This window comes from Algiphilus sp., assembly GCF_965216485.1.
GTDB lineage: Bacteria > Pseudomonadota > Gammaproteobacteria > Nevskiales > Nevskiaceae > Algiphilus.
The window spans coordinates 3,207,729-3,230,229 of the sequence record NZ_OZ244162.1 but is presented as its reverse complement, the minus strand read 5'-3'; the positions used below and the strand labels follow the sequence as shown (position 1 = coordinate 3,230,229).

Here is a 22,501-nt window from a genome sequence, read left to right as displayed (position 1 = left end):
TGCCGGCGCCGCGGCGGCCACCGATTCGCCCTGGTTGCGTAGCAGCGCAATGCAAATGGCCGAGGGATTGCGTCAGGGGCGCATCACCGCGCGCCAGCTGGTGGATCTCCATATCGCGCGCATCGAGGCGGTGAACCCACGTCTGAATGCGGTCGTCGTGGCGCGCTTCGAGGCCGCGCGGGCGGAGGCCGATGCGGCCGACGCGCAGCGCGCTTCTGCCGGTTCCGATATGGCGCTACCGCCCTTGCTGGGCGTGCCCTGCACGCTCAAGGAAAACTTCGCCTTTGCCGGCCTGCCGCAGACCAGTGGTCTGGTGCAGCGTGCCCGGCGCATTGCCGTCCAGGATGCGCCGACGGTGGCCCGGCTGCGCGCGGCCGGTGCCATTCCGCTGTGCACGACCAATGTGCCCGAGCTGTGCATGTGGATGGAGACGCACAACCGTCTCTACGGCCGCACCAACAATCCCTACGACCCGCGCCGCATCGTGGGTGGCAGTTCGGGGGGCGAGGGCGCCATTGTCGGCGCTGGCGGGGCGCCTTTCGGCCTGGGTGCGGATGTCGGCGGCTCGATCCGCTTTCCCGCCTTCTTCAACGGAGTCTTCGGGCACAAGCCGACGCCCGGCATCGTCCCGAACAGCGGACAGATGCCGGAGCCGCAGGGGGCCATGAATCGCAACTGCGTCACCGGCCCGATCAGCCGCCGCGCCGGCGACCTCTGGCCGCTGATGCGTGTTCTGGCCGGCGCCGACGGCAGGGACCCGGAGTGTCATGGCCGTCTGACCGGCGATCCCGCCGCGGTGGATCTGAGTGCGCTGCCGGTGGTCAGCATTGTCGATGACGGTCGCCACCGTGTACGGCGCGACCTGCGCCAGGCGCAGGCAGGTGCGGCGCAGTGGCTCGGCCAGCAGGGCAGCGGCCTGCGCCAGATCCAACCCACTTCACTGCGCTATGCCTTCGAGATCTGGTCCACCCTCATGCAAGAGGCGGGGCCGGAGGCCTTTGCCGCCCAGTTGGGCGAGGGCACGCCCATCTCCGTGGGCCGGGAGCTGCTGAAGTGGAGCCTTCGACGGAGCCGGCACACACTGCCTGCGCTGGCGCTGGCCGGCGCCGAGAAGTTGCCCATGCCGCGGCGCCGCTTCCTGCGCATGGCCGCATCCCTGCGCCAGGAATTGCTCGATGCCATCGGCGATGGCGTCCTGCTGTATCCGCCCTACAGCAGCCCGGCACCGCGCCACAACGTGCCCATGCTGCGTGTCTTTCACTTTGCCTACTGCGGTCTGTTCAACGTGCTCGGCTTCCCTTCCACGGCGGTACCCCTGGGACTGAATGCGCGCGACCTTCCTTTGGGAACCCAGGTCATTGCCGCACCGGGTCGCGACCATGTCTGTGTCGCGGTTGCTGAAGCATTGGAGCGTGGCTTCGGTGGCTGGGTGCCACCGTGGACTGTCCACAACGGGAGAGCGCTATGAGTCCGCGCGGCCAGGAGCGATTGGAACTGGTACGTACGCTGCCGCTGCATCAGCAGCTCGGCATGACCGAGATCAACAGTGATGCGGGCTGCGGCGATCTGCGCTTCGCGGTCGGGCAGAACCAGCTCAATCCGGCAGGGATGCTGCATGGTGGTGTGCTTTATACCTTGTGCGACGTCTGCGCCTATGCCGGCTTGCTCAGTGTGCTGGACGATCAGAGCGAGGCCGTCACCCATGATCTGCACATCTCGGTCATGGGGGCGATGGCTGCCGGTGCCACCGGCCGCATCCGTTCGCGCGTGGTTCGCATGGGCCGGCGTGTGGTCTTCATCGATGCGGAAGTGATGAGTGAGGATCGCATCATTGCCACCGCGCGCATCACCAAGAGTCTGGTGGCCAGCTAAGAAGCGAGTCTTCGCCTAGAAGCGGCGTACCAGCGAGAGCCCGCCCTGGATGGCGGCGTAGTCATCGCTGTTGCGCGAGACACCGTAGCTGCCTGCCAGACGGAATTGCAGCATGGTGTCTGCCCAGATGCCCAGGGTGGTCACGGTGGACAGGCTGGCGGCGGGAGTGTAGCGGTCAGCGAGGCCGTGATCGCGTTGCATGCCGAGCGAAGCGCTGAGTGCGAGGCCGGTATCGAGGTTGATTCCGAAGTAGAGATTGGTCGCCAGCGCGATGTTGTCGAAGCGCTCTGGGTCGTAGTAGCCGTTGTCCAGATCCTTGTCGAAGCGCGTCATGCTCACGAAGGGGCCGAGGCTCAGATTCCATTGCTGACCGTAGATGAGATCGCGTTGGGCGCCCACACTCCATTGCTGGCGGCGGTTGTCGTCGCTGCAGACGGCGCAATCAGCGTTGGCGAAGAAGTCCGCGGTGGCGATGCGCGCGTCAACGGTCCAGCGCATATCGGGGCGCCAGTTGGCTGACAGGGCGACCTCGTTGCGACCAATGCCACGATCCACCGCCCGCGGTGACACGCCATGCAGCGCGCGGTCTGCGGAGAGGCGCAGCTGCAGCGCATCGCTCGCACGATAGCCAATGCCCAGTTGGCCGATCAGCAGTCCCTGGCTCTGCGGCTGGTCGATATCAACATGGCCTGCCAGGATGCTCCACTGCCAGCGCGGGCCGGCGAAGCCATCGATTCCGGCCGAGAGCGTCAAGGCTTCGGGGCGCGCGGCCGGGGATCTGGCTTCCAGCCCGTTCGCGGTGTCGACTTCATGGCGATCCCAGTCCAGCGCGGCCTGGGTGCGCAGATGCGCTGTCGGCCACCACACCCCGCGCAGGCGGTTTCTCCAGATGCCGATATCGTCCGTGTCGCGCGAGGCCACAGCGTGCGCCTCGAGTTGATCGCGAAGGTCAGTGGTCAGGTAGGTGGCCAGACCCTCCGCATCCAGCACGCCATCCTGCCGTGCACTCTGCAGGGCGTCGATGCGCGCCATGGCCGCGGCGTTACGATGGCTGCGGCGGAGCGCAATGGCTTCTGCCACCATGCGTTGGGGTGCGGGCTCGGCCGTTGTGGTGCCCTGCGCGAGCAGCGCCAGGGCCGCAAAGGGGCGATCCGCCCAGCCGAGCATGGCGGCCTTTTCATTGCGGTACACCGTGGTATCGCCGCCGGCGGCGTGATAGCGGTCCAATGCGGCCGTTGCATCGTGATAGTTTCCACGCCAGGATTCGAGCCGCGCCAGTAGCAGTAATGCTTCGGCATCATTCGGCTGCTGACGCAGATGCGTCTGCAGTACCCTGCGGGCCTGTTCCGTCTCGCCGGCACGCGCAAGCTGGGCGCCATACTGCCCGCCCAGTCGCGGGTCGCGGTCGCCTGCCAGCCATAGTTGTTCGAGCCGGGCGGTGGCGATGTCGGGCTGTCCCGCCCAGTTGGCCAGCTGTACCTCGCGCCAGAGCAGGCTGCGGTCGTCGGGTGCCAGCGCCCGGGCGCGCTGGATCTGCTCAAGGGCGGCTTCCGGCTGGTCCGCGCTTGCCAGGGCGGCCGAGGCCTGGGCATGCAAGTGTGCCTCTGGAGGGCCGGCTTCCGCCGCCTGCACCATCGCCTGTGCCGAAGCGATGGACTGACCATCGGCGGCCAGGACCTGCGCCAGTCGCAGCCACCAATCGCGCCGCTCCGGCTGGACAAGCAAAGCCTCCTGCAGCCTCGCTGCCGCGCGCTGCCAATCCTGCGCCATTTCGGCCGCCAGCACTCCCTCGGGCAGAGCCTGCGGCTGGGCGTGCGCCAGCAGTGCAGCGCCTGCCAGCAGGCCACCGAGCAACGCACGCAGCGAGCGCTTCATCACTTCTTCCAGTGGCTCTGCAGCCCGGTGGCACCGTCGAAGGCAAAGCGACTCATCGTCACCAGGTCCAGCACGATGGAGAAATAGCGGATGGGCGCGGCCACGATGCCCTTCCAGATGTAATTCCAGCGCTGATCCTTGCCGAAGAGGGCGACCAGGGCCACGTAGAGCGCCAGTTCGCACAGCACGGTGAGCACCAGCACTTCCCACCACTGCAGGTAGATCAGCACGACCAGCGTGATGGGGAAGGCCACCTTCTCGAAGATGGTCATGAAGATCGACCATCCGATGGGGCGCCCGTAGCGTCGCGAGTAGGCCTCGCCCCAAGGCCAGCGATACGGGTCCTCGACCTTGCGCAGATTGCGGACGTCACGCGCCTTGCGGTTGTTGCGCTGCATGAAGCGGCGCGTCGCCAGGAAAGGACTGAGCAGCAACTTGGGCAGGTACCAGAGTGACTGGAACCAGGCCGAGGACCACAGCAGAAGCTGCCTGGGGAGCCGATTCAGCGGCGGCTCCATCGACCGACACTGCACGTCATAGACCTGCACATTGCGGTAGCCGCGGTAGACGAAGGCAAGTCCGAAGAAGATGTCTTCCGAGGTCGTCAGGTTGTCGCCGTAGCGCATCGCCAGCTCGGTAATGGTCTGCTTCAGATAAGCGCGGCGATAGGCGACAGCGCAGCCCACCGGGTTGTTGATGGAGCCAAAAAGGTTCTGCTCGCCACGATAGATGACGTTCTGAATGAAGTAGTACAGCGCCTCGCGGTAGATGTTGGTCACGCCGCGCAGCAGGCGTCCGAACCAGCCGTGACGGTGGCCGACCGTATCCGGAGCAGCGGCTGCCAGACTCTGCAACTGGGCGCTTTGCTCGGCCTTGCGGATGTCGCGCTCGCGCAGCGGAACCACGAGGCCGCAGGCCGAGGCCAGTCCCGGTACGCGATAGAGTTCCTCCACGCAGCGCGCCAGGTAATCTGGGCTTTCCAGCACGGTGTCCGCGTCGAGCACGAACTCCACGTCCACTCGTTCATCCTCGGACTCGCGCCGGACGCCGGCGGTCTTGCCCAGGGAGCGTCCGCGCCGCACGATGCGAATGACCACCCCGTTGGCCTCGCAGTACTTGTGCGCGATTTCCACCGTGCGATCGCTGCTGCCATCGTCGATCAGCAGTACATCCATCGGCTGCAGTGTCTGCTGGAACAGTGAATCCAGGCACAGCGCGATGGTCGATTCCTCGTTGAAGGCGGGAATGATCACGCGCACGCGCAGCTGCTGCTGCCAGTCGCTCTGGACGGGCGGGGGAGTGGGCTTGGGCCCACGGAACAAGCCGATCACGCTGAGCAGGGTGCTCGGGCTGATGACGAAGAAGGTCGGAGCGGCCATGGCGTTCTCAGGCGGCGCGCCGCGCGCGCTGGGTGCGCTCGGCCTTGATCAGATCATCCAGCGTCCGGTCCAGGCTCCATTCGTGGCAGAAGCCGGTGATGGCATAGAGCAGCGTCAAATCGGGAGAGCGGTGGTCGATGTCGCGGAAGTCCATGCCGTAGGCCTCGGCATAGCTCTTGTGGCAGATCGGCGAGCGGCTGGACGCACGTTCCACCACCCGTTCTGCCAGTGCCTGGATGGTGATTTCCTGGTCATGGCCGACATTGACGATGCGCCCGAAGGCCTCCGGGTTGCCATTCAGCTGGCTCAGTGCGCGTGCGGTGTCGCGCACGTCGCAGAAGGCGCGGGTCTGTTGTCCGTTGCCGAAGATGGTGACCGGATCGCCGGCCACCGCCTGACGCACGAAATTGGGGACCACCATGCCGTAGGCGCCAACCTGGCGCGGGCCGACCGTGTTGAACAGGCGCACGGTCACCACTGGCAGACCCTGGCGCTTGGCAAAGATCACGGCCTGCGTCTCGTCCATCATCTTCGCGATGGCATAGCTCCAGCGCTCGTAGTCCGCGGACTTCAGGACGAGGCTGCCGTGCTCATAGAAGGAAGCGTTGCGATTGAATCCGTAGACCTCCGAACTGGAGGCGATCAGCGTTGCCGTGCCGGCGCGGGCGGCGGCTTCGAGGACCCGCCGCGTGCCTTGTACGTTGACATCCAGGCAGCGCAGCGGATCGGCCAGCACGCGGTGGACCCCGACCACGGCGGCAAGGTGATAGATGCGATCGGCCCAGGCGGCCGCTTCGTCCAGGCCATCCCAGTCGAGCAGGTCGGCCACGGTCAGCGTGACGGCATGGTCCTGCTGGTAGGCGCGCAGATTCTCGCGGTAGCCGGTACTCAGGTCGTCGACGACCTGGACTTGATCGCCCTGGGCGCGATGCCAGTCGACGAGATGGGATCCGATGAAGCCGGCGCCACCAGTAATGAGAATATTCATGCCTACCCTTGTTCCTTTGGTAGCTTCGAAGCCAGGCCGGAGTAGGCGAGTGCGAGACCCGTTTCCGACCATGTCGTACGACGCGGGGATGTCGCCCTTTGCCCGCCGCTCAGGCAGGTTGCTGCGCCTTGACGTCCCCATCCAGATCGCGCGACGGCAAGACACAACGCCAGCAGAATTGTCCAGCGCGGGTCCAAGGAAGTCATGGCCTTCTGTCCGGCCTGACGCGCCGGTGGTCCGATACCCCGCAGAACGTCCTTTCCGAAGCCGACAATCGTGGTCAGGCACGTCATCCATCGCAGGCAAGGCGCACGCCACGGACGGCACCGTCGAGCGGCTCCCGCTCGTGCGCACGCGGCTTGCAGTAGGGTGCGCAGTGCCTTCCTTCCCAATGAGAGATTCGCGCATGGCCCGTTCGCACATCGAAGCCTTCATCGCCCGCGCCCAGGAGCGCAGCCTGCGTGTCGGCGTGGTCGGTCTTGGCTATGTCGGACTGCCGTTGGCGCTGCGCTGCGTGCAGGCGGGCTACTCGGTCACCGGCTTCGATATCGACCCGGACAAGGTGCAGGCGCTGAGCGAAGGCCGCAGTTACATCCTGCACATCGGCTCAGAGCGCGTGGCGCAGGCGCGCAATGCCGGGATGCAGGCGACCATCGACTTCTCGTTGGTTGCGGGCATGGATGCCTTGCTGATCTGCGTGCCAACGCCGCTGACGCGCCACCGCGAGCCGGACATGACCTTCATCTTCAATACGATGGAGCAGTTGCGGCCCCATTTGCAGGCGGGTCAGCTGGTCGTGCTGGAGAGCACCACCTATCCCGGTACCACCGAGGAGGATCTGAAGCCACGCCTGGAGGCGGCAGGCTTCGAAATCGGCAGCACGCTCTTCCTGGGCTTTTCCCCCGAGCGCGAGGACCCCGGCAACCCCAGCTTCTCGACGCAGACCATCCCGAAGATCGTCAGTGGGGTCACGCCGGATTGCCTGCGCGCGGTCACCGCCCTCTACGAAGCCGTCGTCGACCAGGTGGTGCCCGTGAGCAGTCCGCGCGTCGCGGAAATGACCAAATTGATGGAGAACATCCATCGCGCCGTGAATATCGGCCTGGTCAACGAAATGAAGATTGCCGCTGATCGCATGGGGGTGGATATCCATGAAGTGATCGCCGCGGCGGCCACCAAGCCCTTCGGCTTTGTGCCCTATCGCCCGGGTCCGGGGCTGGGCGGTCACTGCATTCCCATCGACCCCTTCTATCTCACCTGGAAGGCACGCGAATACGGTGTGCATACACGCTTCATCGAACTCGCGGGCGAGATCAATTCGGCCATGCCGGACTGGGTCATGACCAAGATCAGCGATGCGCTCAACGCGCGCAGCCTGCCGCTGCGCGGCAGCCGCATCCTCGTGCTCGGCCTCGCCTACAAGAAGAACATCGACGATCTGCGTCTCTCGCCTTCGGTCCAGCTCCTCGAACGATTGCGCGATCACGGCGCCGACTATGCGTATCACGACCCGCATGTCCCGGTCTTTCCCAAGCTGCGCGAGCACCGCTTCGATCTGCGCTCGGTGGCATTGGATGCAGCAACGCTGAGTGCTTACGACTGCGTGATCCTGGCGACCGACCATGACTGCTTCGACTATCCCTGGCTCCAGCAGCACGCGCGCCTGATCGTCGATACCCGTGGGCGCTTCGTGCAGCCCTTCGATAACGTTGTCCGCGCCTGAGGCGACTCGTCCGACTTAGCAAACGTCTGTTGGCAGCAAACGCTTGCGCGGGGCGCGGCTCAGATCGCCAGCCGTTCGGACGCGCGCTCGAAGGCCTCGCTTAATTCATTGCGCTCGAGGAAATTGACCCCGGGCACCAGGCCCAGGCGGTCGAGCGCGGACAGGGTGGGCTCGGCCTCGGCGTCACGGTCGATGGACCAGCCGTATTTGGCCGCAACCACCACATCGGGAAGATCGGCGGCGCCGGCGTGGAAACGCTGCGCGTGCGATGCCGCCACCGGGATGTCGTGGAACAGGGGCGGGAACTGCCAACGCTTGAGCAGCATCTGACCGAGACTGGGGTGCAGCTGCTCGACCGCCGCGGTGAAGGCCGCCTCGTCTTCGACCAGGTGCAGGTTCTCATCGGCGATCCGGATCAGCGGAAGCGAGCCGATGCGGTGCAGCAGGCCGGCGAGCATCGCGGTGTCGGCCGGGAGATCCGTGCGTTCGCGCGCGATGGCTTCACTCAACGCCGCCACCCCCAGGCTGCGCGTCCAGGTGTCGCGCGCGATGCGCTGCAGCAGTGGGCTGCTGGCGAGGAACATCTGCTCCAGAGAGATGCGGTTGACCAGGCTGCGCGTGTATTGCAGTCCCAGGCGCGTGACTGCGGCCTGGACGCTTTGCGCGCGATTGCGGCTGGCGCTGTAGGCGCTGTTCGCGGACTGGATGATGCGCGCCGCAATGGCCGGGTCGCGGGCAATGGCCGCGCTGACATTGGCCGCCGTAGCCTTGTCGCTCTGGGTCAGATCGTTGATCTGAAGCGCCAGGTCGGGGAGGGTGGGCAGAACCACATTGCCGGCAGCTACATGCCCGCGCAGGGCCTCTGCGATGGCAGCCGGTTCGTTATCGAGCTTGTGTGCTGCGGCGGTTGCGTCCATGGCCGGAGTGTGTCGCGGCATGGCTGCGGAACCCGGCATGGGGCGATGATCGGTATCGGTGCCGCGACGGATGCCGCCGACGACGGAAGGCCGCGATCAAGCCGTAGCAAAGTGCGGAGAATGGGGCGCGCGGCGGCCATGGCCTCGACCGCCGCGCGCGACCCGGAGCGTGCTACTTCGGCGCCATGCGCAGGGCGCCGTCGAGCCGGATCGTTTCGCCGTTGAGCATGGCGTTCTCCACGATGTGGGCGGCCAGGTCGGCGTACTCGGCGGGCTTGCCCAGGCGCGAAGGGAAGGGCACCGAGGCCCCCAGCGATTGCTGCGCTTCCTCCGGCAGTGCCAGCAGCATCGGGGTCTCGAACAGACCCGGCGCAATGGTCATCACGCGGATGCCACTGCGCGACAGATCTCTTGCCGCGGGCAGGGTCATGCCGGCGACGCCGGCCTTGGAGGCCGAGTAGGCGCACTGGCCGATCTGTCCATCGAAGGCCGCTACGGAGGCCGTGTTGATGATGACGCCGCGCTCGCCCCCCTCGTTCGGGGTCTGCTCCGACATCACCGCCGCGGCCAGCCGCAGCACATTGAAGGTGCCGATCAGATTGATCTGGATGACCTTGGTAAAGCGGTCCAGATCGTGCGGCCCTTCCTTGTGTACCGCCTTCTCGGCGTAGCCGATCCCGGCGCACTGCACAACGCCGTGCAGACCGCCGAAGGCCTTGCCGGCCAGATCGATGGCGCTCTGTACCTCCCCGGCGTCGGTGACGTTGCAGCGTACGAAGCGGGCGCGCTCGCCCAGCTCGCTGGCCAGCGCTTCGCCGGCTTCCTCGTTCAGATCGGCAATGATGACGTGGCCCCCTGCGCTGGCGAGACGACGCACGCTGGCCGCGCCGAGGCCCGAGGCCCCGCCGGTAACGAGAAAGCTGTGATTGGCAATCTGCATCCCTGTGTTACTCCTCTACGACGGTGATGGTGATGGTTTCGCTGGCGACGACCGGATCGTGCGGCTGGTGTTTCCAGTCGCCCATGACCAGCTTGAGCGTGTGATCACCGGGCGCCAGTTCCAGCGTGGTCTGGGTCTGGCCACCACCGAAATGGATGTACTGCTCGCTGCTCGGCAGCGGGCGGTCGACCGGGAAATCGGTGACGTTGACCAGCAGATGGTGATGACCGGTGTGCTTCTTGTGCATGCCCGCAGGGGCTACGCCCATGCCATCCAGGCCGAACTGAATCGTGACCGGGCTGGTGACGGTGGCGCCGTCGGCGGGGGAGATGATGTAGACGCGCGCATCGGCAGGCGCTGGCTGTCGGCCGGCGGGCAGCGTGTCCTCGGCGGCCGGCTTGGCGGCCGCATGCTGGCTGTGCTCGGTCGGCGCAGCGGCTGGGGTGTTGCCCTCGGCGCTGTCCTGCTCCGGGCTGCACGCGCTGAGCCAGAGCGCAACGGCGGTGAGCGTGACGGGAATCAAGACTTTGTTGGTCATGGCACTTCCTCCTTTGGGGAACGCGTCGCGCGTTCGCGGGCTGTCAGGATGCGGCTTGGCGGGTTTCGACGCCGGAGGCACTGCCCACGATGAGCAGATCGGCGCCGCGCCGGGCAAAAAGACCGACGCAGACCACGCCGGGCCATTGATTGATCTCCTGCTCGACCGCTACCGGATCGGTCAACCGCAGGCCGGTCACGTCGAGAATGACGTTGCCGTTGTCGGTGGTGCAGTCTTCACGCAGCTTGGGCTGCCCACCCATGCCGACGAGCTTGCGCGCGATCATCGAGCGCGCCATCGGAATGACTTCGACCGGCAGCGGGAAGTCGCCCAGCACGCGCACACACTTGCTTGCGTCAACAATGCAGACAAAGCGTCGGCTGGCCTCGGCGACGATCTTCTCCCGGGTGAGTGCCCCGCCGCCGCCCTTGATCAGGCGCAGATGCGGGTCGGCTTCGTCGGCGCCGTCGACGTAGAGATCGAGTGCGCCGGCCTGGTTGAGGTCGCGGACCTTGATGCCGCAGGCGCGCAGGCGCTTGGTGGAGGCTTCCGAGGACGACACGGCGGCCTCGATGCGCGGTCCCTTCTGATCCAGCAGGTCGATGAAATGGTTGACCGTCGAGCCGGTGCCGACACCGATGGTGTCACCCTCGTGCACATAGGCCAGTGCGGCTTCCGCGGCTCTGCGCTTGGCGTCGTCCTGCGACATGGTTCACCTGGATTGCGGGAGAGCGTGGAGGATAGCGAATGTCACCCCTGCGGGCGTGGACCGAACAGGGCGCTGCCCACGCGCACCATGGTGGCGCCGGCTCCGATGGCAGCTTCGAAGTCGTCGCTCATGCCCATCGACAGCGTATCCAGGGGGAGGCCGCGGTCGCGCAGGCGTTCGTAGAGCGCGCGCAAGGCCGCGAAGTCGCGCTCCGGATCACCACCGGCCGTGCGCGGCGCGGGGATGGCCATCAGTCCGCGCAACTGCAGGCCTGACTGGTCGAGCACGGCTGCGCACAGCCCTTCCACGGCCTCCGGCGCGGCGCCGGATTTGCTGGCCTCGCCCGAGATATTGACCTGGATGCAGACCGAGAGCGGGGTGTCCTGCTCCTGGCGCGCGGCACCCAGCCGCTGAATGATGCGTTCGCGGTCCACGCCCTGGGCCCAATCGAAGGCGCTGGCGATGTCGCGGCACTTGTTTGATTGAATGGGGCCGATGTGATGCCAGCAGAGATCGGCGTCGGCGATCTGGGCGCGCTTCTCCATCCCTTCCTGTACGTAGTTCTCGCCGAAGCTGCGCTGCCCCGCCGCTGCAGCGGCGCGAATTGCTTCCACCGGTTGGCGCTTGGACACCGCAATCAGGGTCACGGCTTGCAGGGTTCCGGCGCGCAGGCGGGCCGATTCGATCCGTTCGTGCAGCGCCTGCAACCGTTCGGGAATCACGGAGGTGTGGTCAGTCATGGCGGAGGACTATAGTCTGGCGATCACATTACAGAGAACAAGGGACCCAGGAACGGCATGGATATCACGCAGTTGCTGACCTTCGCCGTCAAGCAGAAGGCGTCCGACCTGCACCTCTCGGCAGGTGTCGAGCCGATGATCCGGGTCGACGGAGACGTCAAGCGCATCAACCTGCCGCCGCTGGAGCACGACCAGGTGCACGGCATGATCTACGACATCATGACCGACAAGCAGCGCAAGGATTACGACGAGCATTTCGAGACCGATTTCTCCTTCGAGGTGCAGGGGCTTGCCCGCTTCCGTGTCAATGCCTTCAATCAGGCACGCGGCGCCGGCGCCGTGTTCCGCACGATTCCGTCGACCATCCTGACCCTGGAGGACCTCAACGCGCCCGAAGTGTTCAAGAAGATCATTGACGTGCCGCGCGGGATTGTGTTGGTGACCGGGCCCACCGGTTCCGGTAAGTCGACCACACTGGCTGCGATGATCGACTACATCAACAAGACCGAATACGGGCACATTCTCACCATCGAAGACCCCATCGAGTTCGTACACCAGTCCAACAAGTGCCTGATCAATCAGCGTGAGGTGCACCGCGATACGCTGGGTTTCAACGAGGCGCTGCGCTCGGCGCTGCGCGAGGATCCGGACGTGGTGCTCGTCGGCGAGTTGCGCGACCTGGAGACCATCCGTCTGGCACTGACGGCGGCCGAGACCGGGCACCTCGTCTTCGGCACCTTGCACACCAGTTCCGCGGCCAAGACCATTGACCGTATCGTCGACGTCTTTCCGGCGGCGGAGAAGGATATGGTGCGCGCCATGCTGTCCGAGTCGCTGCGTGCGGTGATTTCACAGTCGCTGCTCAAGAAGAAGGGCGGGGGTCGTGTGGCTGCGCACGAAATCATGATTGGCAATGCCGCCATCCGGAACCTGATCCGCGAGAACAAGATCGCGCAGATGTATTCCTCGATTCAGACCGGCGGCAAGGAGGGCATGCAGACCCTCGACCAGAACCTCAAGAAGCTGGTGGATCGTGGCATCGTGAGCAACAGCGAGGCGCGCGCCTACGCCAATTCCAAAGCCGATTTCGCGGGCGGATAGAGACCACCATGGATCGAGAAGCCGCTGTTCGACTGGTCACCCAGCTGCTGCGCATGGTCAAGGAGCGCGGTGCCTCGGATCTGTTCTTCACGGCCGGCTTCCCGCCCGCGATGAAAATCGACGGGGAGCTGCGGCCGGTGATGGACAGGCCGCTGAATGCCCAGCAGGCGGCCCTCGTGGTGCGCAGCATCATGAACGACCGCCAGCTGCGCGACTTCGAAGCCACCAACGAGTGCAACTTCGCCATCTCACCCCAGGACATCGGACGATTCCGCGTCAATGCCTTTGTTCAGCAGAACAATACTGGCGCGGTGCTGCGGCCGATCACCACCGAGATTCCGACCTTCGAACAGCTGGAGCTGCCCGACACACTGCGCTCGGTGTGCATGGCCAAGCACGGCATGGTGTTGATGGTGGGGGCCACGGGCTCCGGCAAGTCGACCTCACTGGCGGCCATGCTGGGTCACCGCAATGGCAACTCCTTCGGTCATATCGTCACGATCGAGGACCCCATCGAGTTCGTGCATCCGCACCGGCAGTGCGTGATCACGCAACGCGAGGTCGGCGTGGATACGCAGACGTGGGATAACGCCCTCAAGAACACCCTGCGTCAGGCGCCGGATGTGATTCTGATCGGTGAGATCCGCACCCGCGAAACCATGGAATACGCCATCAACTTTGCGGAAACCGGCCACCTGGTGCTGTCCACGCTGCACGCCAATTCCTCGAACCAGGCGCTGGACCGCATCATCAATTTCTTTCCCGAGGACAAGCGGGAACAGGTGCTGATGGACCTGTCGCTGAACCTGCGCGCCATCGTCGCGCAGCGTCTGGTGCGGCGCGAGAATGGCGGCCGCAAGGCAGCGGTGGAGATCATGCTGAATTCACCGCTGGTCTCGGATCTGATCTTCAAGGGCGAGGTCGCCGGCATCAAGGAGACCATGACGCGCTCGCGCGAGCAGGGCATGCAGACCTTTGACCAGCATCTCTTCGAACTCTTCGAGGCGGGCGACATCAGCTACGAGGAGGCGCTGCGCAATGCCGATTCGCAGAATGAATTGCGCCTGCGCATCAAGCTCGAATCCAAGCGCGCCAGCCGTGATCTGTACAACGACCCGGATGTGCAGAAGATGTCGATGCACGAGGACACCGAGCAGAGGCGCTGGTGAGCGCCACACCGGAAGCGCTACGCGGTTTCCAGCAGCTGCTGCCCTACCTGCGGCTGGCAACGCAGAAACGCGCCTCCGATCTGTATTTCACGGCTGGTTCCCCGGCCATGTTGCGTATCGAAGGACAGATGCACGCTGTCGGTGGAGAGACCCTCAAGGCCGAAGCCGTGGAGGCCATGGCGGATTCCATCCTGAGCGAGCATCAGCGCGAGGAGCTCACCCGCCGCCGCTCAGTCGACCTCGCCACCCACGCCGGTGGGCACGGGCGTTTCCGCGCCAATGTCTTCTTCCAGCGCGGCGAAATCGCGATGGTGATGCGCTTTGTCGGCGCGGATGTGCCCACCCTCGAAGGCCTGCGTCTGCCCGAGGTACTCAGCGATCTGTCGATGCTGCGGCGCGGTCTTCTGTTGGTTGTGGGGGCCACTGGATCGGGCAAGTCCACCACGCTGGCGGCGATGCTCAACCACCGCAACGCCACCGCGCAGGGACACATCCTGACCATTGAGGACCCGATCGAGTTCGTGCACCCGCATCGGCGCTGCGTGATCAATCAGCGCGAGGTCGGTATTGATGTTCCCGACTACGACACCGGCCTGGTCTCGGCGATGCGAGAGGCGCCCGACGTCGTACTCATCGGCGAAGTGCGCCAGTATTCGACCATGCGCGCCTGTCTGCACATGGCCAATACCGGGCATTTTGCGCTCTCCACATTGCACGCCAACAACGCCTATCAGGCACTGCAGCGCATTGCGGCCATGTATCCCTCGGACCAGCGCGAGCAGCTCTACATGGACCTGGGCATGACCCTGCGCGCCGTGGTGTCGCAGCGACTCGTTGTGGGCAAGGACGGCCGCCGTCTGGCTGCCTGCGAAGTGCTGCTCAATACCCCCTATGTCAGCGAACTGATCACCGCCGGCCGCATCCACGAAATCCGCGACGCCATCGAGAGCTCACGCGATCGCGGCATGCAGAGCTTTGATCATGCCTTGGCTACCCTCTACCGTGAGGGGCAGATCACGGAGAAGGAAGCCCTCGAACACGCGGATTCACGTGCCAACCTGGAGGCGAAACTGCACTTCGGCGGTCGTTGACGTCGATCGCGTCAACTACTCGGAAAACTGCTTCGCCGCCTTCAGAAAGGCAGCACCCTGGCTGCGCACGGTTTCCTCGTCGACGCGCTCGGAGGCCAGATGCACCGCTTCGAGGGCGTCGGCGGTGGCGGCCAACTCATCTCGCATCTTGCCAAGCGCATTTTCCAGGGTGTAGCTCATCTCGTGGATGCGCGTCATGTCCGCATGGGTCAGCGCTTCCTTTTCCAGTAATTCCTCGAGCGCTTCGCTATAGACGGAGAAATAGGTCAGCGCTTCCTGCAGGCTTTTGGGTTCGATCGCGTCGAAATGCTGGGGGCGATCCTCGTCGGCCAAGGTGGGCGTGGTGAACAGCGCGGCACTTAACGCCAAGGCGAGCAGGGGACGCGGCATGGTCGGCTTCCATTGCGGAGGTTGAAGTTGAGAATATATCGCATTCATGGCGTTTCCCGGCGGCGAGGCGTCGGCTAGTGCGTCTCTCGCGGCGGGTCGTCCGCCTGCCGCGCCGCTTGCCCATCAGCGAGCACCGTCTGACTGAAGCAGGCGATGAAGGGATCGATTCCGCGCTTTCATGGTCCTACATGTTGCACTGCACCATTTGCCGTGCCCAGGAGCGTGAAATCATGACCGCGATCAACCGTGAACGAGATACCGTGCAGACACCGAGCCCGGTGCTGCGCTTGCTCTGGTGGTTCGAGTGGGAGGCGCTCGAGACCCACTTGCTCCGCCTCAATGAAGAGGACCGTTATCGCCGTTTCGGTGCACATGTCAGCGACGCGGGCATCCGTAGCCGCGCGCGGCGCATGCAGCGCCCCGGAAGCGTGATGCTTGCGGCACTGGTGGACGGCAAGGTGCGCGGGACCGTGGAGATCGACTTTGCCGCCACGGGTGGAGCGGAGCGCAGCGCCGAGATTGCCTTGACGGTTGAACGCGCCTTCCGTGGTTGGGGCATCGGCAGTCGTTTGTTCGCCGCAGGCCGCCTGCTTGCCGAGAACCGCGGTGCCGATCAGCTGGTACTGACGACGCAGGCAGACAACGGGGCGATGCAGCGCATCGCCCACAACCACGGCATGGAATGGCACCGGGATGGCAGCGAACGGGCGGCGCTGCTGCACCTGCAAGGCGGTACGCTGCGCGGTTGGCTGCGGGAGGCGGCGTTGCACGGTCGCGCGTTACTTGTGGGGGAACCCGGCGCGGCCTGGTGGCGGGGTGCGCTCCGTACTGCGATAGCCGCTCTGCTACGGCGGGTGCGCCCCTTGCAGCATGCAGACCGTCGGTTGCCAGTCTCGTGGCGTGGTCTGAGCCGGACACCCGCCATCGCGGCTTAGCGCGACTCCGTAGATTCTTCGGCGTTGCGCGTTTCTCTGGGATCGTCGCCCGAGACCCGGATCAAGCGACGGCCGGGCGGCAGCAGCGGCAGATACAGTGCCAGGCGGACGGGCCGTCCTTCATCGGCAAAGAGGGCAGCGTAGCGTTGCAGCTGGCCGCGGTAGCGTTCGGTCTCGTTCGCAATGAAGCCTTCGAGATCGCCGCCTTCATGTGTGCCGGTCTTGTAGTCGACGATCCAGCGAACACCAGCGTCATCGACGAAGGTGCGGTCGATCCGCAGACGTCGGAAGACGCCGTCCGCCATGGTGTCCATGGCCAATTCGCAGGCATGGCCGCCGGCATGCGCCTGCAGCAGCCATTGGCCGTCGGGGTCGGAAAGCGTGATCTGTACGGCGGCGAGGACCTGCTCCACGGTGGCATCCGCCTCGGCCGTATCCAGTCCGGAAGCGCGCGCGCGGGCGTTGAGCCATGCCCGCTGCCCCTCCAGTCGCGCGGCATCCCAGTGCGCCAGGCCCTCGTTGGCGATGCCTTCGACGCAGAGGTGGTACAGCGTGCCGGTGACGCGGGCGCGTTCACCGGCCCAGTCGAAGGGCGGAATGGACTCGGGGCTGATGCTGGGGGCGGGTGCCGGCGGAAGTCCCTCGGGTGGGGGTGGTGCCGACCAGTCTGCAGGCAGCCGGTGCAGCATCGGTGGGTTTTCCTGCAAGGGCTCGGCAGCGGTGGTGGACTCGGAGGGTTCCGTATCGGTGGCGTCAAGCTGGCGGATCACCGCTTCGCCGACGGCCGGCCAGAGATGGCTGAGCAATCCGTTTCCCACCTTGACGTTGCCGTCTTCCTTGCGCTGCACATCGGCGAAGCAATGCAGTTGGCGTATCGCGCGTGTCGTCGCTACGTAGAGCAGGCGTTCGGCCTCGGCCCGGTCGCGGGCACCCTCGATCTGCTGATGCAGCAAGCGGTAGAGCGGGTCGTCGTCCGACTCGCGATGCGGGATCGGCGCCAGCAGCGGCGCTTCGTGCTCGTCGAGCAGCACGCTCGACTGGACGAGGGCGGGGCGCTCGCTGCCGCGCGACGCCCGATGCAGTCCCGGCAGGATGACGTGGTCGAACTCAAGGCCCTTGGCCTTGTGCATGGTCATGATCTGCACCGCGTGACCGGGTTCCGCCAAATCGTTGGCGTAGAGCCCGTCCAGAGCGTGCCCCAGCGTGGCGTTATCGATGAAGGCTGCACCTTCGCTGGCGCGGTCGAGGGCGTCGAGCATGGTCCGGGCATGGTCCAGCGCCGAGGCGTCCTGCACGCATGCAGGGCCGCCGAGGGCGCACCAGGTGTGCTCGACCAGCCGCGCCAGCGCTTCGCGGCCTCTGCGCCGCATGGCCTTGCGCAGGGCTGGCATGACGCGTTTAAGTCGTGCAGCCTCGTCGTCGTGCAGGTGGCCGTGTTCGGTTGCCACTTCCAACGCGGGCCACAGCGGGGCGCCCGGCGGCAGGTCGTCACAGAGACGCTGCAGCGTCTGCAGGGAGAGACCACACCAGGGGGCCCGCAGTAGCGCCAGCCAGGCAATGCGATCGCCGGGGGCATTCAAGGCGCGGGTCAGGGCTAGCAGATCCTGCACGACCGGGCGCTCCGCCAGTGGATCGATGTCCACCGCCTGTGTCGCCACGCCGGCTGCCTGCAGGGCCGGCAGAATCTCCCTGAGATGGCTGCGCCCGCGTACGAGGATGGCCACGGATGCCTCCGCTGGCATCCGTGCACAGAGCGCGGCGATCTGCGGTCCTTCCTCGGCGGCATCACAGCAGTACCATCGCGCCGCCTCGCTGTTTTCGGCCGGATGGGTGGCGGCTGCGGCCTCGAAGGCCACCGCCCCGCGTTGCGCATCCTCGCTGCCGAAGACGCGGGCAAAGGTGTGATTGACCCAGTCGACGATGCCGGCTTGCGAGCGGAAATTGCGGGTCAACTGCAGCGGCGTAAGCGGCAGATGGCCAATGCCGTGTTTGCGCGCCTGCAGGAACAGGCCGACGTTGGCGTTGCGAAAGCGATAGATGCTCTGCATCGGATCGCCGACGACGAAGAGGGTGCGGCCGTCCCCCGCCTCCCAGCCCGCGGTCAGGCGTTCCAGCAAGCGCATCTGGACATCGGAGGTGTCCTGGAATTCATCGATCAGGATGTGCTGCAGGCGATGGTCGAGACGTAGCAACAGCGGACTGGGCGCCGACGGATCCCCCAAGGCATCGAGGGCGCGTAGTGCGATCTCGGTGTGATCGGCAGCGCCCCGCTCGCTGAAGCACAGCGACAGTTCAGCAAGGGCGTGGCGGAAGATGGCGAGCAGGTCTTCCAGGGTGCGCCACTGCTGCGGACCGTAGACGGGCGCCACAAGCATGGCCAGATTGCGCAGCGCGGCCTCGGCGCCGGGCGTTGCCGCCAGCCCCTGCAGCAAGGCTTCGTGCTCGGCCTTGGCCTCGCGCACCGTGGTCGGAAAGCCGATAGTCTTGTTGACGCTGTTGCGCAGCGCGCCTTCCTTGGTGAGCAGCAGGCTGCACAGTGCCGGCCAGTGCCCGCATTCCTCGGCACGCTGCGGCAGGTGGCCAATGGCAACGGCCGCCTGTAGTGCGGGATCGTCGGGGAGCTGCTGGGCAGCCGTCTGTGCCGACGCCCACCAGCGCGCACGCTGATCGTCGGATAGCACCTGGGTGGCGCGCTGCAGACTGTCCGCACAGAGGGTGCGAAGATTGGCTTCCAGTGTGGCGCGCATGGCCTCGGTGTCGGCGCTGAGCAAACCGCGCCAGGCGTCGCGCCGTCCGATCAGTGCCGCCAGCATGGCGGCCAACCGCTCCGCGTTGCCGTCGACGTGGTCGAGCAGCCGGCGCAGCGCGGTGCCGAGGGCGTCTTCGCGGTCTCGCTGTGCAATGGTGCGTCGCGCCGCCATCTGGTGATAGGGGCGCGCATCGTCCACCAGGCCGGGCATGCCGCCGGCGCCGGACAGCCAGGGGGCGCGGCGCACCAGGCCGCCGCAGAAACCATCGATGGTGGTAATGCGCAGGCGGTTGCTGGCGGTGGTGAGCTGCCAGCCCATCTGCTGGTCCCGCGCACGGGCCGCCATGGCCAGCGCGCGCGTCCGTCGTTCGTGTTCGGTCGCGCAATCCTCCGGCTGTCGCGGGTCCTGCAGCTCGCCGAGGATGCGACGGCGCATCTCCGCGGCGGCCTTGCGGGTGAAGGTCATGGCCACGATCTGTTCCGGTGCCTCCACCCGCGCCAGCAGTGCAAGCACGCGCTGGGTGAGCAACGCGGTCTTGCCCGAGCCGGCCGGCGCCTGCACGATGAAACTGCGCGCGGTATCCAGCGCCTCGGCGCGGGCGGCGCTGTCGCGCGCGATCAGGTCGGCGTTGGATTCGATCATGGTGTGACTTCGTCGCCGTCGGTTGCGTAGGCGTTGCGTGCGTGGATGCGGCAGAAGGGCTGCAGGTCGCAGCGCGTACAGACGCCGGGCAAGGGGTCTACCCGGGCGTCGCCGGCGCGCAGGCCACTGGCAATGGCGCCGAGCTGCGCATCCCAGAGCCGTTGCACCGCCGGCCAATCGTCACCGTCGAGGGCATCTCGGGCAGCGCCGCGCAGCTTGTGGACGGGCGTCAGCGCAGGCAGCGCGGCAGCGGCGTCATTGTCGATGAGCCCGACATACCCGGTGGCGCCGGCGCGCAGGGTGGCGTAGGCCACGCCGATGCAGTCTTCCAACAGTGCGGCATAGACGGCGAGCTGAGGCGCGTTCAGGGTGTGGGCGACCGGGGTGCTGGTGCGGCCGGTCTTGTAGTCGATCACGATCCGCCCATAGTCGGGAACCCAATCGATGCGATCCGGGCGCACGCGCAGGCTCAAGCCGTGCAGATCCACGGTGTGGTCGATATGTCCCACTTGGTCGATGAGCGCGCCCTCAAGCCATTCCACAACAAAGGGGGCTTCGCGTGCTCGGTCGGCTGTCAGCAGCGCGTCGGCGCGTCTTTGCAGGCGCGCGCCTTCCACGGCGATGACGCCCTCGGTGGCGCGGTGTGGGGCGCGCTGGCGCCAGGCTGCCAGGTGATGAGCCACCGCACCTTCCACCAGGGCGGCTTGTGCGTCCGCATCGAGGGCATGCAGCCGCTCGCTGTTACGCAACTCGCGCCAGAGGGTTGCCATGACTTCGTGCGCGAGGATGCCGCGTTCCATGGCGTCAGGGGCCGTGCCAGGGTCGAGGGGCGCATCAGCCGCCAGCCCGTGGTGCGCCAGGGCGCGGAAAGGGCATTCGGCGTGTTCGCCCAGACGCTGCACGCCTCCGGATAGCGTGCTGTCGCGGGGCGGCGGCTCGGCCTCGTCGTCCCGCCAGGCTTCGATGCGGCGCTGCGCATGATGCTGCTGCCATGCCGGGGCGTGTTCTGCCTGCGCGCTTGGCTGCGTCTCTCGAGCAGGCGGCAGGATGGGGGACAGGCGTGCCGGCTGTTCGTCGACATGGACGGGCCAGCTCAGCGTGATGCTGGGCGCGGCCGCGAGCAGGTCGGCGGTGATGGCGCGGGCGCGATCCAACTGACCCTCGGCGGTGGCCTGCGGAATGGCAGCGCGTCGCTGCAGCCGCTCCGGCAACAGCGGTACGGGCCGGGCTTCCGGTGGCCACTGGGTTTCATCGAGGCCGAGGACGAAGAGTCGATCGAAACGCAGGCCTGCCGCTTCCAGCACGCCCAGTACCTGGATGCGCGCGTTGCCGCCCTGCGGCTGAAAGATCTGCTGCTGGAGCTGCTCGCGCAGGCGGCCGAGCGCGGCGCGCGCCGACAGGCTGCCGGTCAGGGCATCCAGCCGGCCGAAGGCGGAGAGCTGTTCATTCCAGACGCGATGCGCCTGATAGGCCGCGCTGTCGAGGCCGCCCGGCCATCCTATGGCGTGTAGCGTGACGGCGAATCGCTGCGCCCATCGCGAAGGTGGTGCGTGCTCGCGTCCAAGCATGGCTTCGCGCAGGTACTGCGCCAGCTCGGGCGCTGGCTCCGATAGCGCGCGCGCGGCAGCACCCAGCGTGACCGGATCCATGCGTGCGTCGCGCAGGGTGCGGTCGGCACGGGCCACAGCCTGCACGCTACGGCCGCCGCTCCAGAAGGGGGTCAGCAGGGCGCGACTGGCCACGGGCAGTTCGACGCCTTCGGGGCTGGCCGCCCAGCGCAGCCAATCCAGGGCGGCGGCGATCACCGGCTGTGTCGACAGCGGGGTGCCCTGGCTGATGGCGTAGGGTCGTTGCGCGGGATCATCACCGGGGGCCAGCCACGGGCAGAGCACGGCATCGAAGCTGCGCTCGATGGCCGGGCGCTGCTGCGTCAGATCCGGCACCACGACGCCGATGCGTGCCTCGGGCTGGCGCTGTGCGATCGCGCGGATCTGGCGCGCCACGACATCGCATTCCGCAGCACGGTCCGCGCAGGGCAGATAGGTGAGGGCAGGCGCGTCGCCATGGCTCGAGTCCACGCGCACAAGCTCGGTGCCGCAGTCGGCCAGCGCGTCGAGCAGATGGGCCTGCGCCGGCATGGGCCGATCGAGCGCGGCGACAGCCAGCCGGCCGGGAGCCTCGAGACGCCCGCTGCGCAGTGCCGCGATCAGCCGTGCCGGCAGTTCGGCGCAGGTGATGGCGTCGAGCTGCTGCAGGCGGCTGTGAAAGGAGGCGGCCCAGTGGTCGAAGGCGTTGGCGTCCTCGTCGTCCGGGTCTCCCACCGGCAGGGCAAGGTGATGGTCGTGTGCGGTCTGCCACGCGTCGGCGGCCAGTTGCGCCATGCGGGGTGTTTGCAGCAGGGGGTGGTGCTGGCTGGCTTCACTGACGATGCGGTGCCACAGCGCCAGCGCCTCGCTGTCCGTGAGCAGGCGGGGCGTAGCGTTGCCGGCTATCGCCTCCTGCTGCGTGAGGCCTTCGAAGCGATCGATCAGCCAGGCACGCCAGCCCAGACAGTCGGGGGCCGGCCAGGCGATATCTCCGCTTCCGCTGCGTTGCCGCGCATAGTCATGAACCAGATCATCCGCCAGTCGCCGGGTCGCGCACAGCGCCGGCAAGGCATCCCCTTTGATCCAGGCGGCGAACAGCGCATCGCGGGCAAGACTGTGCATGGGACAAGGGTAGGCAAAGTGGATGCTGGACGTC

At 66.4% G+C, this 22,501-nt stretch carries 18 protein-coding genes; 7 read left to right on the top strand and 11 right to left on the bottom strand.

Annotated features, from left to right (window positions below):
* Positions 1 to 55 precede the first annotated feature (55 nt).
* Both ACOOFO_RS14915 and ACOOFO_RS14910 read left to right on the top strand, forming a co-directional pair.
* Positions 56 to 1,468 carry an amidase gene (locus ACOOFO_RS14915; RefSeq protein WP_420427540.1) on the top strand — a complete coding sequence of 471 codons (1,413 nt, stop codon included), beginning with the start codon at positions 56 to 58 and terminating at the stop codon, positions 1,466 to 1,468.
* Positions 1,465 to 1,872: a PaaI family thioesterase gene (locus tag ACOOFO_RS14910; RefSeq protein ID WP_420427539.1), complete on the top strand. Its 408-nt coding sequence runs from the start codon at positions 1,465 to 1,467 to the stop codon at positions 1,870 to 1,872. Before ACOOFO_RS14915 ends, ACOOFO_RS14910 begins: the two co-directional genes overlap by 4 nt.
* Before the next feature lie 15 nt (positions 1,873 to 1,887).
* Here ACOOFO_RS14910 and ACOOFO_RS14905 read toward each other — a convergent pair whose 3' ends face one another.
* Genes ACOOFO_RS14905 through ACOOFO_RS14895 form a run of 3 tightly spaced genes read right to left on the bottom strand, consistent with a single transcriptional unit; the run spans position 1,888 to position 6,114 of the window.
* Entirely contained in the window at positions 1,888 to 3,747 is a 1,860-nt protein-coding gene (locus ACOOFO_RS14905; protein ID WP_420427538.1) for a tetratricopeptide repeat protein, read from the bottom strand.
* Positions 3,747 to 5,126, bottom strand: a complete 1,380-nt coding sequence (locus tag ACOOFO_RS14900) for a glycosyltransferase family 2 protein (RefSeq protein WP_420427537.1) — start codon at positions 5,124 to 5,126, stop codon at positions 3,747 to 3,749. Before ACOOFO_RS14900 ends, ACOOFO_RS14905 begins: the two co-directional genes overlap by 1 nt.
* 7 nt (positions 5,127 to 5,133) lie before the next feature.
* On the bottom strand, positions 5,134 to 6,114 hold the full coding sequence (locus ACOOFO_RS14895) for an NAD-dependent epimerase/dehydratase family protein (RefSeq protein WP_420427536.1): 981 nt from the start codon (positions 6,112 to 6,114) through the stop codon (positions 5,134 to 5,136).
* Between the two features lie 406 nt (positions 6,115 to 6,520).
* Here ACOOFO_RS14895 and ACOOFO_RS14890 point away from each other — a divergent pair, with 406 nt between their 5' ends.
* Complete coding sequence (locus ACOOFO_RS14890; protein ID WP_420427535.1) at positions 6,521 to 7,837, top strand: nucleotide sugar dehydrogenase; 1,317 nt, start codon at positions 6,521 to 6,523, stop codon at positions 7,835 to 7,837.
* A 59-nt stretch (positions 7,838 to 7,896) separates the two neighbouring features.
* Here ACOOFO_RS14890 and ACOOFO_RS14885 read toward each other — a convergent pair whose 3' ends face one another.
* The 5 genes from ACOOFO_RS14885 to ACOOFO_RS14865 all read right to left on the bottom strand — a co-directional run bounded on the left by ACOOFO_RS14885 (position 7,897) and on the right by ACOOFO_RS14865 (position 11,681).
* The gene (locus tag ACOOFO_RS14885; protein ID WP_420427534.1) at positions 7,897 to 8,793 is read right to left on the bottom strand and encodes an HDOD domain-containing protein; all 897 of its coding nucleotides are present in this window, start codon (positions 8,791 to 8,793) and stop codon (positions 7,897 to 7,899) included.
* A gap of 133 nt (positions 8,794 to 8,926) precedes the next feature.
* Entirely contained in the window at positions 8,927 to 9,694 is a 768-nt protein-coding gene (locus ACOOFO_RS14880) for a 3-hydroxyacyl-CoA dehydrogenase (RefSeq protein WP_420427533.1), read from the bottom strand.
* A gap of 7 nt (positions 9,695 to 9,701) precedes the next feature.
* On the bottom strand, positions 9,702 to 10,232 hold the full coding sequence (locus tag ACOOFO_RS14875) for a DUF4399 domain-containing protein (RefSeq protein WP_420427532.1): 531 nt from the start codon (positions 10,230 to 10,232) through the stop codon (positions 9,702 to 9,704).
* A gap of 43 nt (positions 10,233 to 10,275) precedes the next feature.
* Complete coding sequence (rpiA, locus tag ACOOFO_RS14870; RefSeq protein ID WP_420427531.1) at positions 10,276 to 10,941, bottom strand: ribose-5-phosphate isomerase RpiA; 666 nt, start codon at positions 10,939 to 10,941, stop codon at positions 10,276 to 10,278.
* A gap of 41 nt (positions 10,942 to 10,982) precedes the next feature.
* Positions 10,983 to 11,681, bottom strand: coding sequence for a YggS family pyridoxal phosphate-dependent enzyme (locus tag ACOOFO_RS14865; protein WP_420427530.1), 699 nt, complete (start codon positions 11,679 to 11,681; stop codon positions 10,983 to 10,985).
* Between the two features lie 57 nt (positions 11,682 to 11,738).
* On the opposite strand from ACOOFO_RS14865, the gene ACOOFO_RS14860 reads away from it, so the two are divergent.
* From ACOOFO_RS14860 to ACOOFO_RS14850, 3 genes are read left to right on the top strand one after another with little or no spacing between them, the layout of a single operon-like run.
* Complete coding sequence (locus ACOOFO_RS14860) at positions 11,739 to 12,782, top strand: type IV pilus twitching motility protein PilT (RefSeq protein WP_420427529.1); 1,044 nt, start codon at positions 11,739 to 11,741, stop codon at positions 12,780 to 12,782.
* Between the two features lie 8 nt (positions 12,783 to 12,790).
* Positions 12,791 to 13,951 carry a PilT/PilU family type 4a pilus ATPase gene (locus ACOOFO_RS14855; RefSeq protein WP_420427528.1) on the top strand — a complete coding sequence of 387 codons (1,161 nt, stop codon included), beginning with the start codon at positions 12,791 to 12,793 and terminating at the stop codon, positions 13,949 to 13,951.
* A complete protein-coding gene (locus ACOOFO_RS14850; RefSeq protein ID WP_420427527.1) occupies positions 13,948 to 15,042 on the top strand; it encodes a PilT/PilU family type 4a pilus ATPase in 1,095 nt (364 codons plus the stop codon). The genes ACOOFO_RS14855 and ACOOFO_RS14850 overlap by 4 nt, the downstream gene beginning before the upstream one ends.
* A 15-nt stretch (positions 15,043 to 15,057) precedes the next feature.
* Here ACOOFO_RS14850 and ACOOFO_RS14845 read toward each other — a convergent pair whose 3' ends face one another.
* On the bottom strand, positions 15,058 to 15,432 hold the full coding sequence (locus ACOOFO_RS14845; RefSeq protein WP_420427526.1) for a DUF6746 family protein: 375 nt from the start codon (positions 15,430 to 15,432) through the stop codon (positions 15,058 to 15,060).
* A gap of 230 nt (positions 15,433 to 15,662) precedes the next feature.
* Here ACOOFO_RS14845 and ACOOFO_RS14840 point away from each other — a divergent pair, with 230 nt between their 5' ends.
* On the top strand, positions 15,663 to 16,367 hold the full coding sequence (locus tag ACOOFO_RS14840) for a GNAT family N-acetyltransferase (RefSeq protein WP_420427525.1): 705 nt from the start codon (positions 15,663 to 15,665) through the stop codon (positions 16,365 to 16,367).
* Here ACOOFO_RS14840 and ACOOFO_RS14835 read toward each other — a convergent pair.
* Both ACOOFO_RS14835 and ACOOFO_RS14830 read right to left on the bottom strand, forming a co-directional pair.
* Positions 16,364 to 19,759 (bottom strand): UvrD-helicase domain-containing protein, encoded by a 3,396-nt coding sequence (locus ACOOFO_RS14835; RefSeq protein WP_420427524.1) that lies wholly within the window; start codon positions 19,757 to 19,759, stop codon positions 16,364 to 16,366. The genes ACOOFO_RS14840 and ACOOFO_RS14835 overlap by 4 nt on opposite strands.
* A complete protein-coding gene (locus ACOOFO_RS14830) occupies positions 19,756 to 22,467 on the bottom strand; it encodes a PD-(D/E)XK nuclease family protein (RefSeq protein ID WP_420427523.1) in 2,712 nt (903 codons plus the stop codon). The genes ACOOFO_RS14835 and ACOOFO_RS14830 overlap by 4 nt, the downstream gene beginning before the upstream one ends.
* Between the last annotated feature and the right edge of the window lie 34 nt (positions 22,468 to 22,501).

Excerpts from the sequence above, each read along its gene's own strand:
- ACOOFO_RS14915 (WP_420427540.1), top strand. The coding sequence starts at position 56 with ATGGCCGAGGGATTGCGTCAGGGGCGCATCACCGCGCGCCAGCTGGTG.
- ACOOFO_RS14910 (WP_420427539.1), top strand. The coding sequence starts at position 1,465 with ATGAGTCCGCGCGGCCAGGAGCGATTGGAACTGGTACGTACGCTGCCG.
- ACOOFO_RS14905 (WP_420427538.1), bottom strand. The coding sequence starts at position 3,747 with ATGAAGCGCTCGCTGCGTGCGTTGCTCGGTGGCCTGCTGGCAGGCGCT.
- ACOOFO_RS14900 (WP_420427537.1), bottom strand. The coding sequence starts at position 5,126 with ATGGCCGCTCCGACCTTCTTCGTCATCAGCCCGAGCACCCTGCTCAGC.
- ACOOFO_RS14895 (WP_420427536.1), bottom strand. The coding sequence starts at position 6,114 with ATGAATATTCTCATTACTGGTGGCGCCGGCTTCATCGGATCCCATCTC.
- ACOOFO_RS14890 (WP_420427535.1), top strand. The coding sequence starts at position 6,521 with ATGGCCCGTTCGCACATCGAAGCCTTCATCGCCCGCGCCCAGGAGCGC.
- ACOOFO_RS14885 (WP_420427534.1), bottom strand. The coding sequence starts at position 8,793 with ATGCCGGGTTCCGCAGCCATGCCGCGACACACTCCGGCCATGGACGCA.
- ACOOFO_RS14880 (WP_420427533.1), bottom strand. The coding sequence starts at position 9,694 with ATGCAGATTGCCAATCACAGCTTTCTCGTTACCGGCGGGGCCTCGGGC.
- ACOOFO_RS14875 (WP_420427532.1), bottom strand. The coding sequence starts at position 10,232 with ATGACCAACAAAGTCTTGATTCCCGTCACGCTCACCGCCGTTGCGCTC.
- rpiA (WP_420427531.1), bottom strand. The coding sequence starts at position 10,941 with ATGTCGCAGGACGACGCCAAGCGCAGAGCCGCGGAAGCCGCACTGGCC.
- ACOOFO_RS14865 (WP_420427530.1), bottom strand. The coding sequence starts at position 11,681 with ATGACTGACCACACCTCCGTGATTCCCGAACGGTTGCAGGCGCTGCAC.
- ACOOFO_RS14860 (WP_420427529.1), top strand. The coding sequence starts at position 11,739 with ATGGATATCACGCAGTTGCTGACCTTCGCCGTCAAGCAGAAGGCGTCC.
- ACOOFO_RS14855 (WP_420427528.1), top strand. The coding sequence starts at position 12,791 with ATGGATCGAGAAGCCGCTGTTCGACTGGTCACCCAGCTGCTGCGCATG.
- ACOOFO_RS14845 (WP_420427526.1), bottom strand. The coding sequence starts at position 15,432 with ATGCCGCGTCCCCTGCTCGCCTTGGCGTTAAGTGCCGCGCTGTTCACC.
- ACOOFO_RS14840 (WP_420427525.1), top strand. The coding sequence starts at position 15,663 with ATGACCGCGATCAACCGTGAACGAGATACCGTGCAGACACCGAGCCCG.
- ACOOFO_RS14835 (WP_420427524.1), bottom strand. The coding sequence starts at position 19,759 with ATGATCGAATCCAACGCCGACCTGATCGCGCGCGACAGCGCCGCCCGC.
- ACOOFO_RS14830 (WP_420427523.1), bottom strand. The coding sequence starts at position 22,467 with ATGCACAGTCTTGCCCGCGATGCGCTGTTCGCCGCCTGGATCAAAGGG.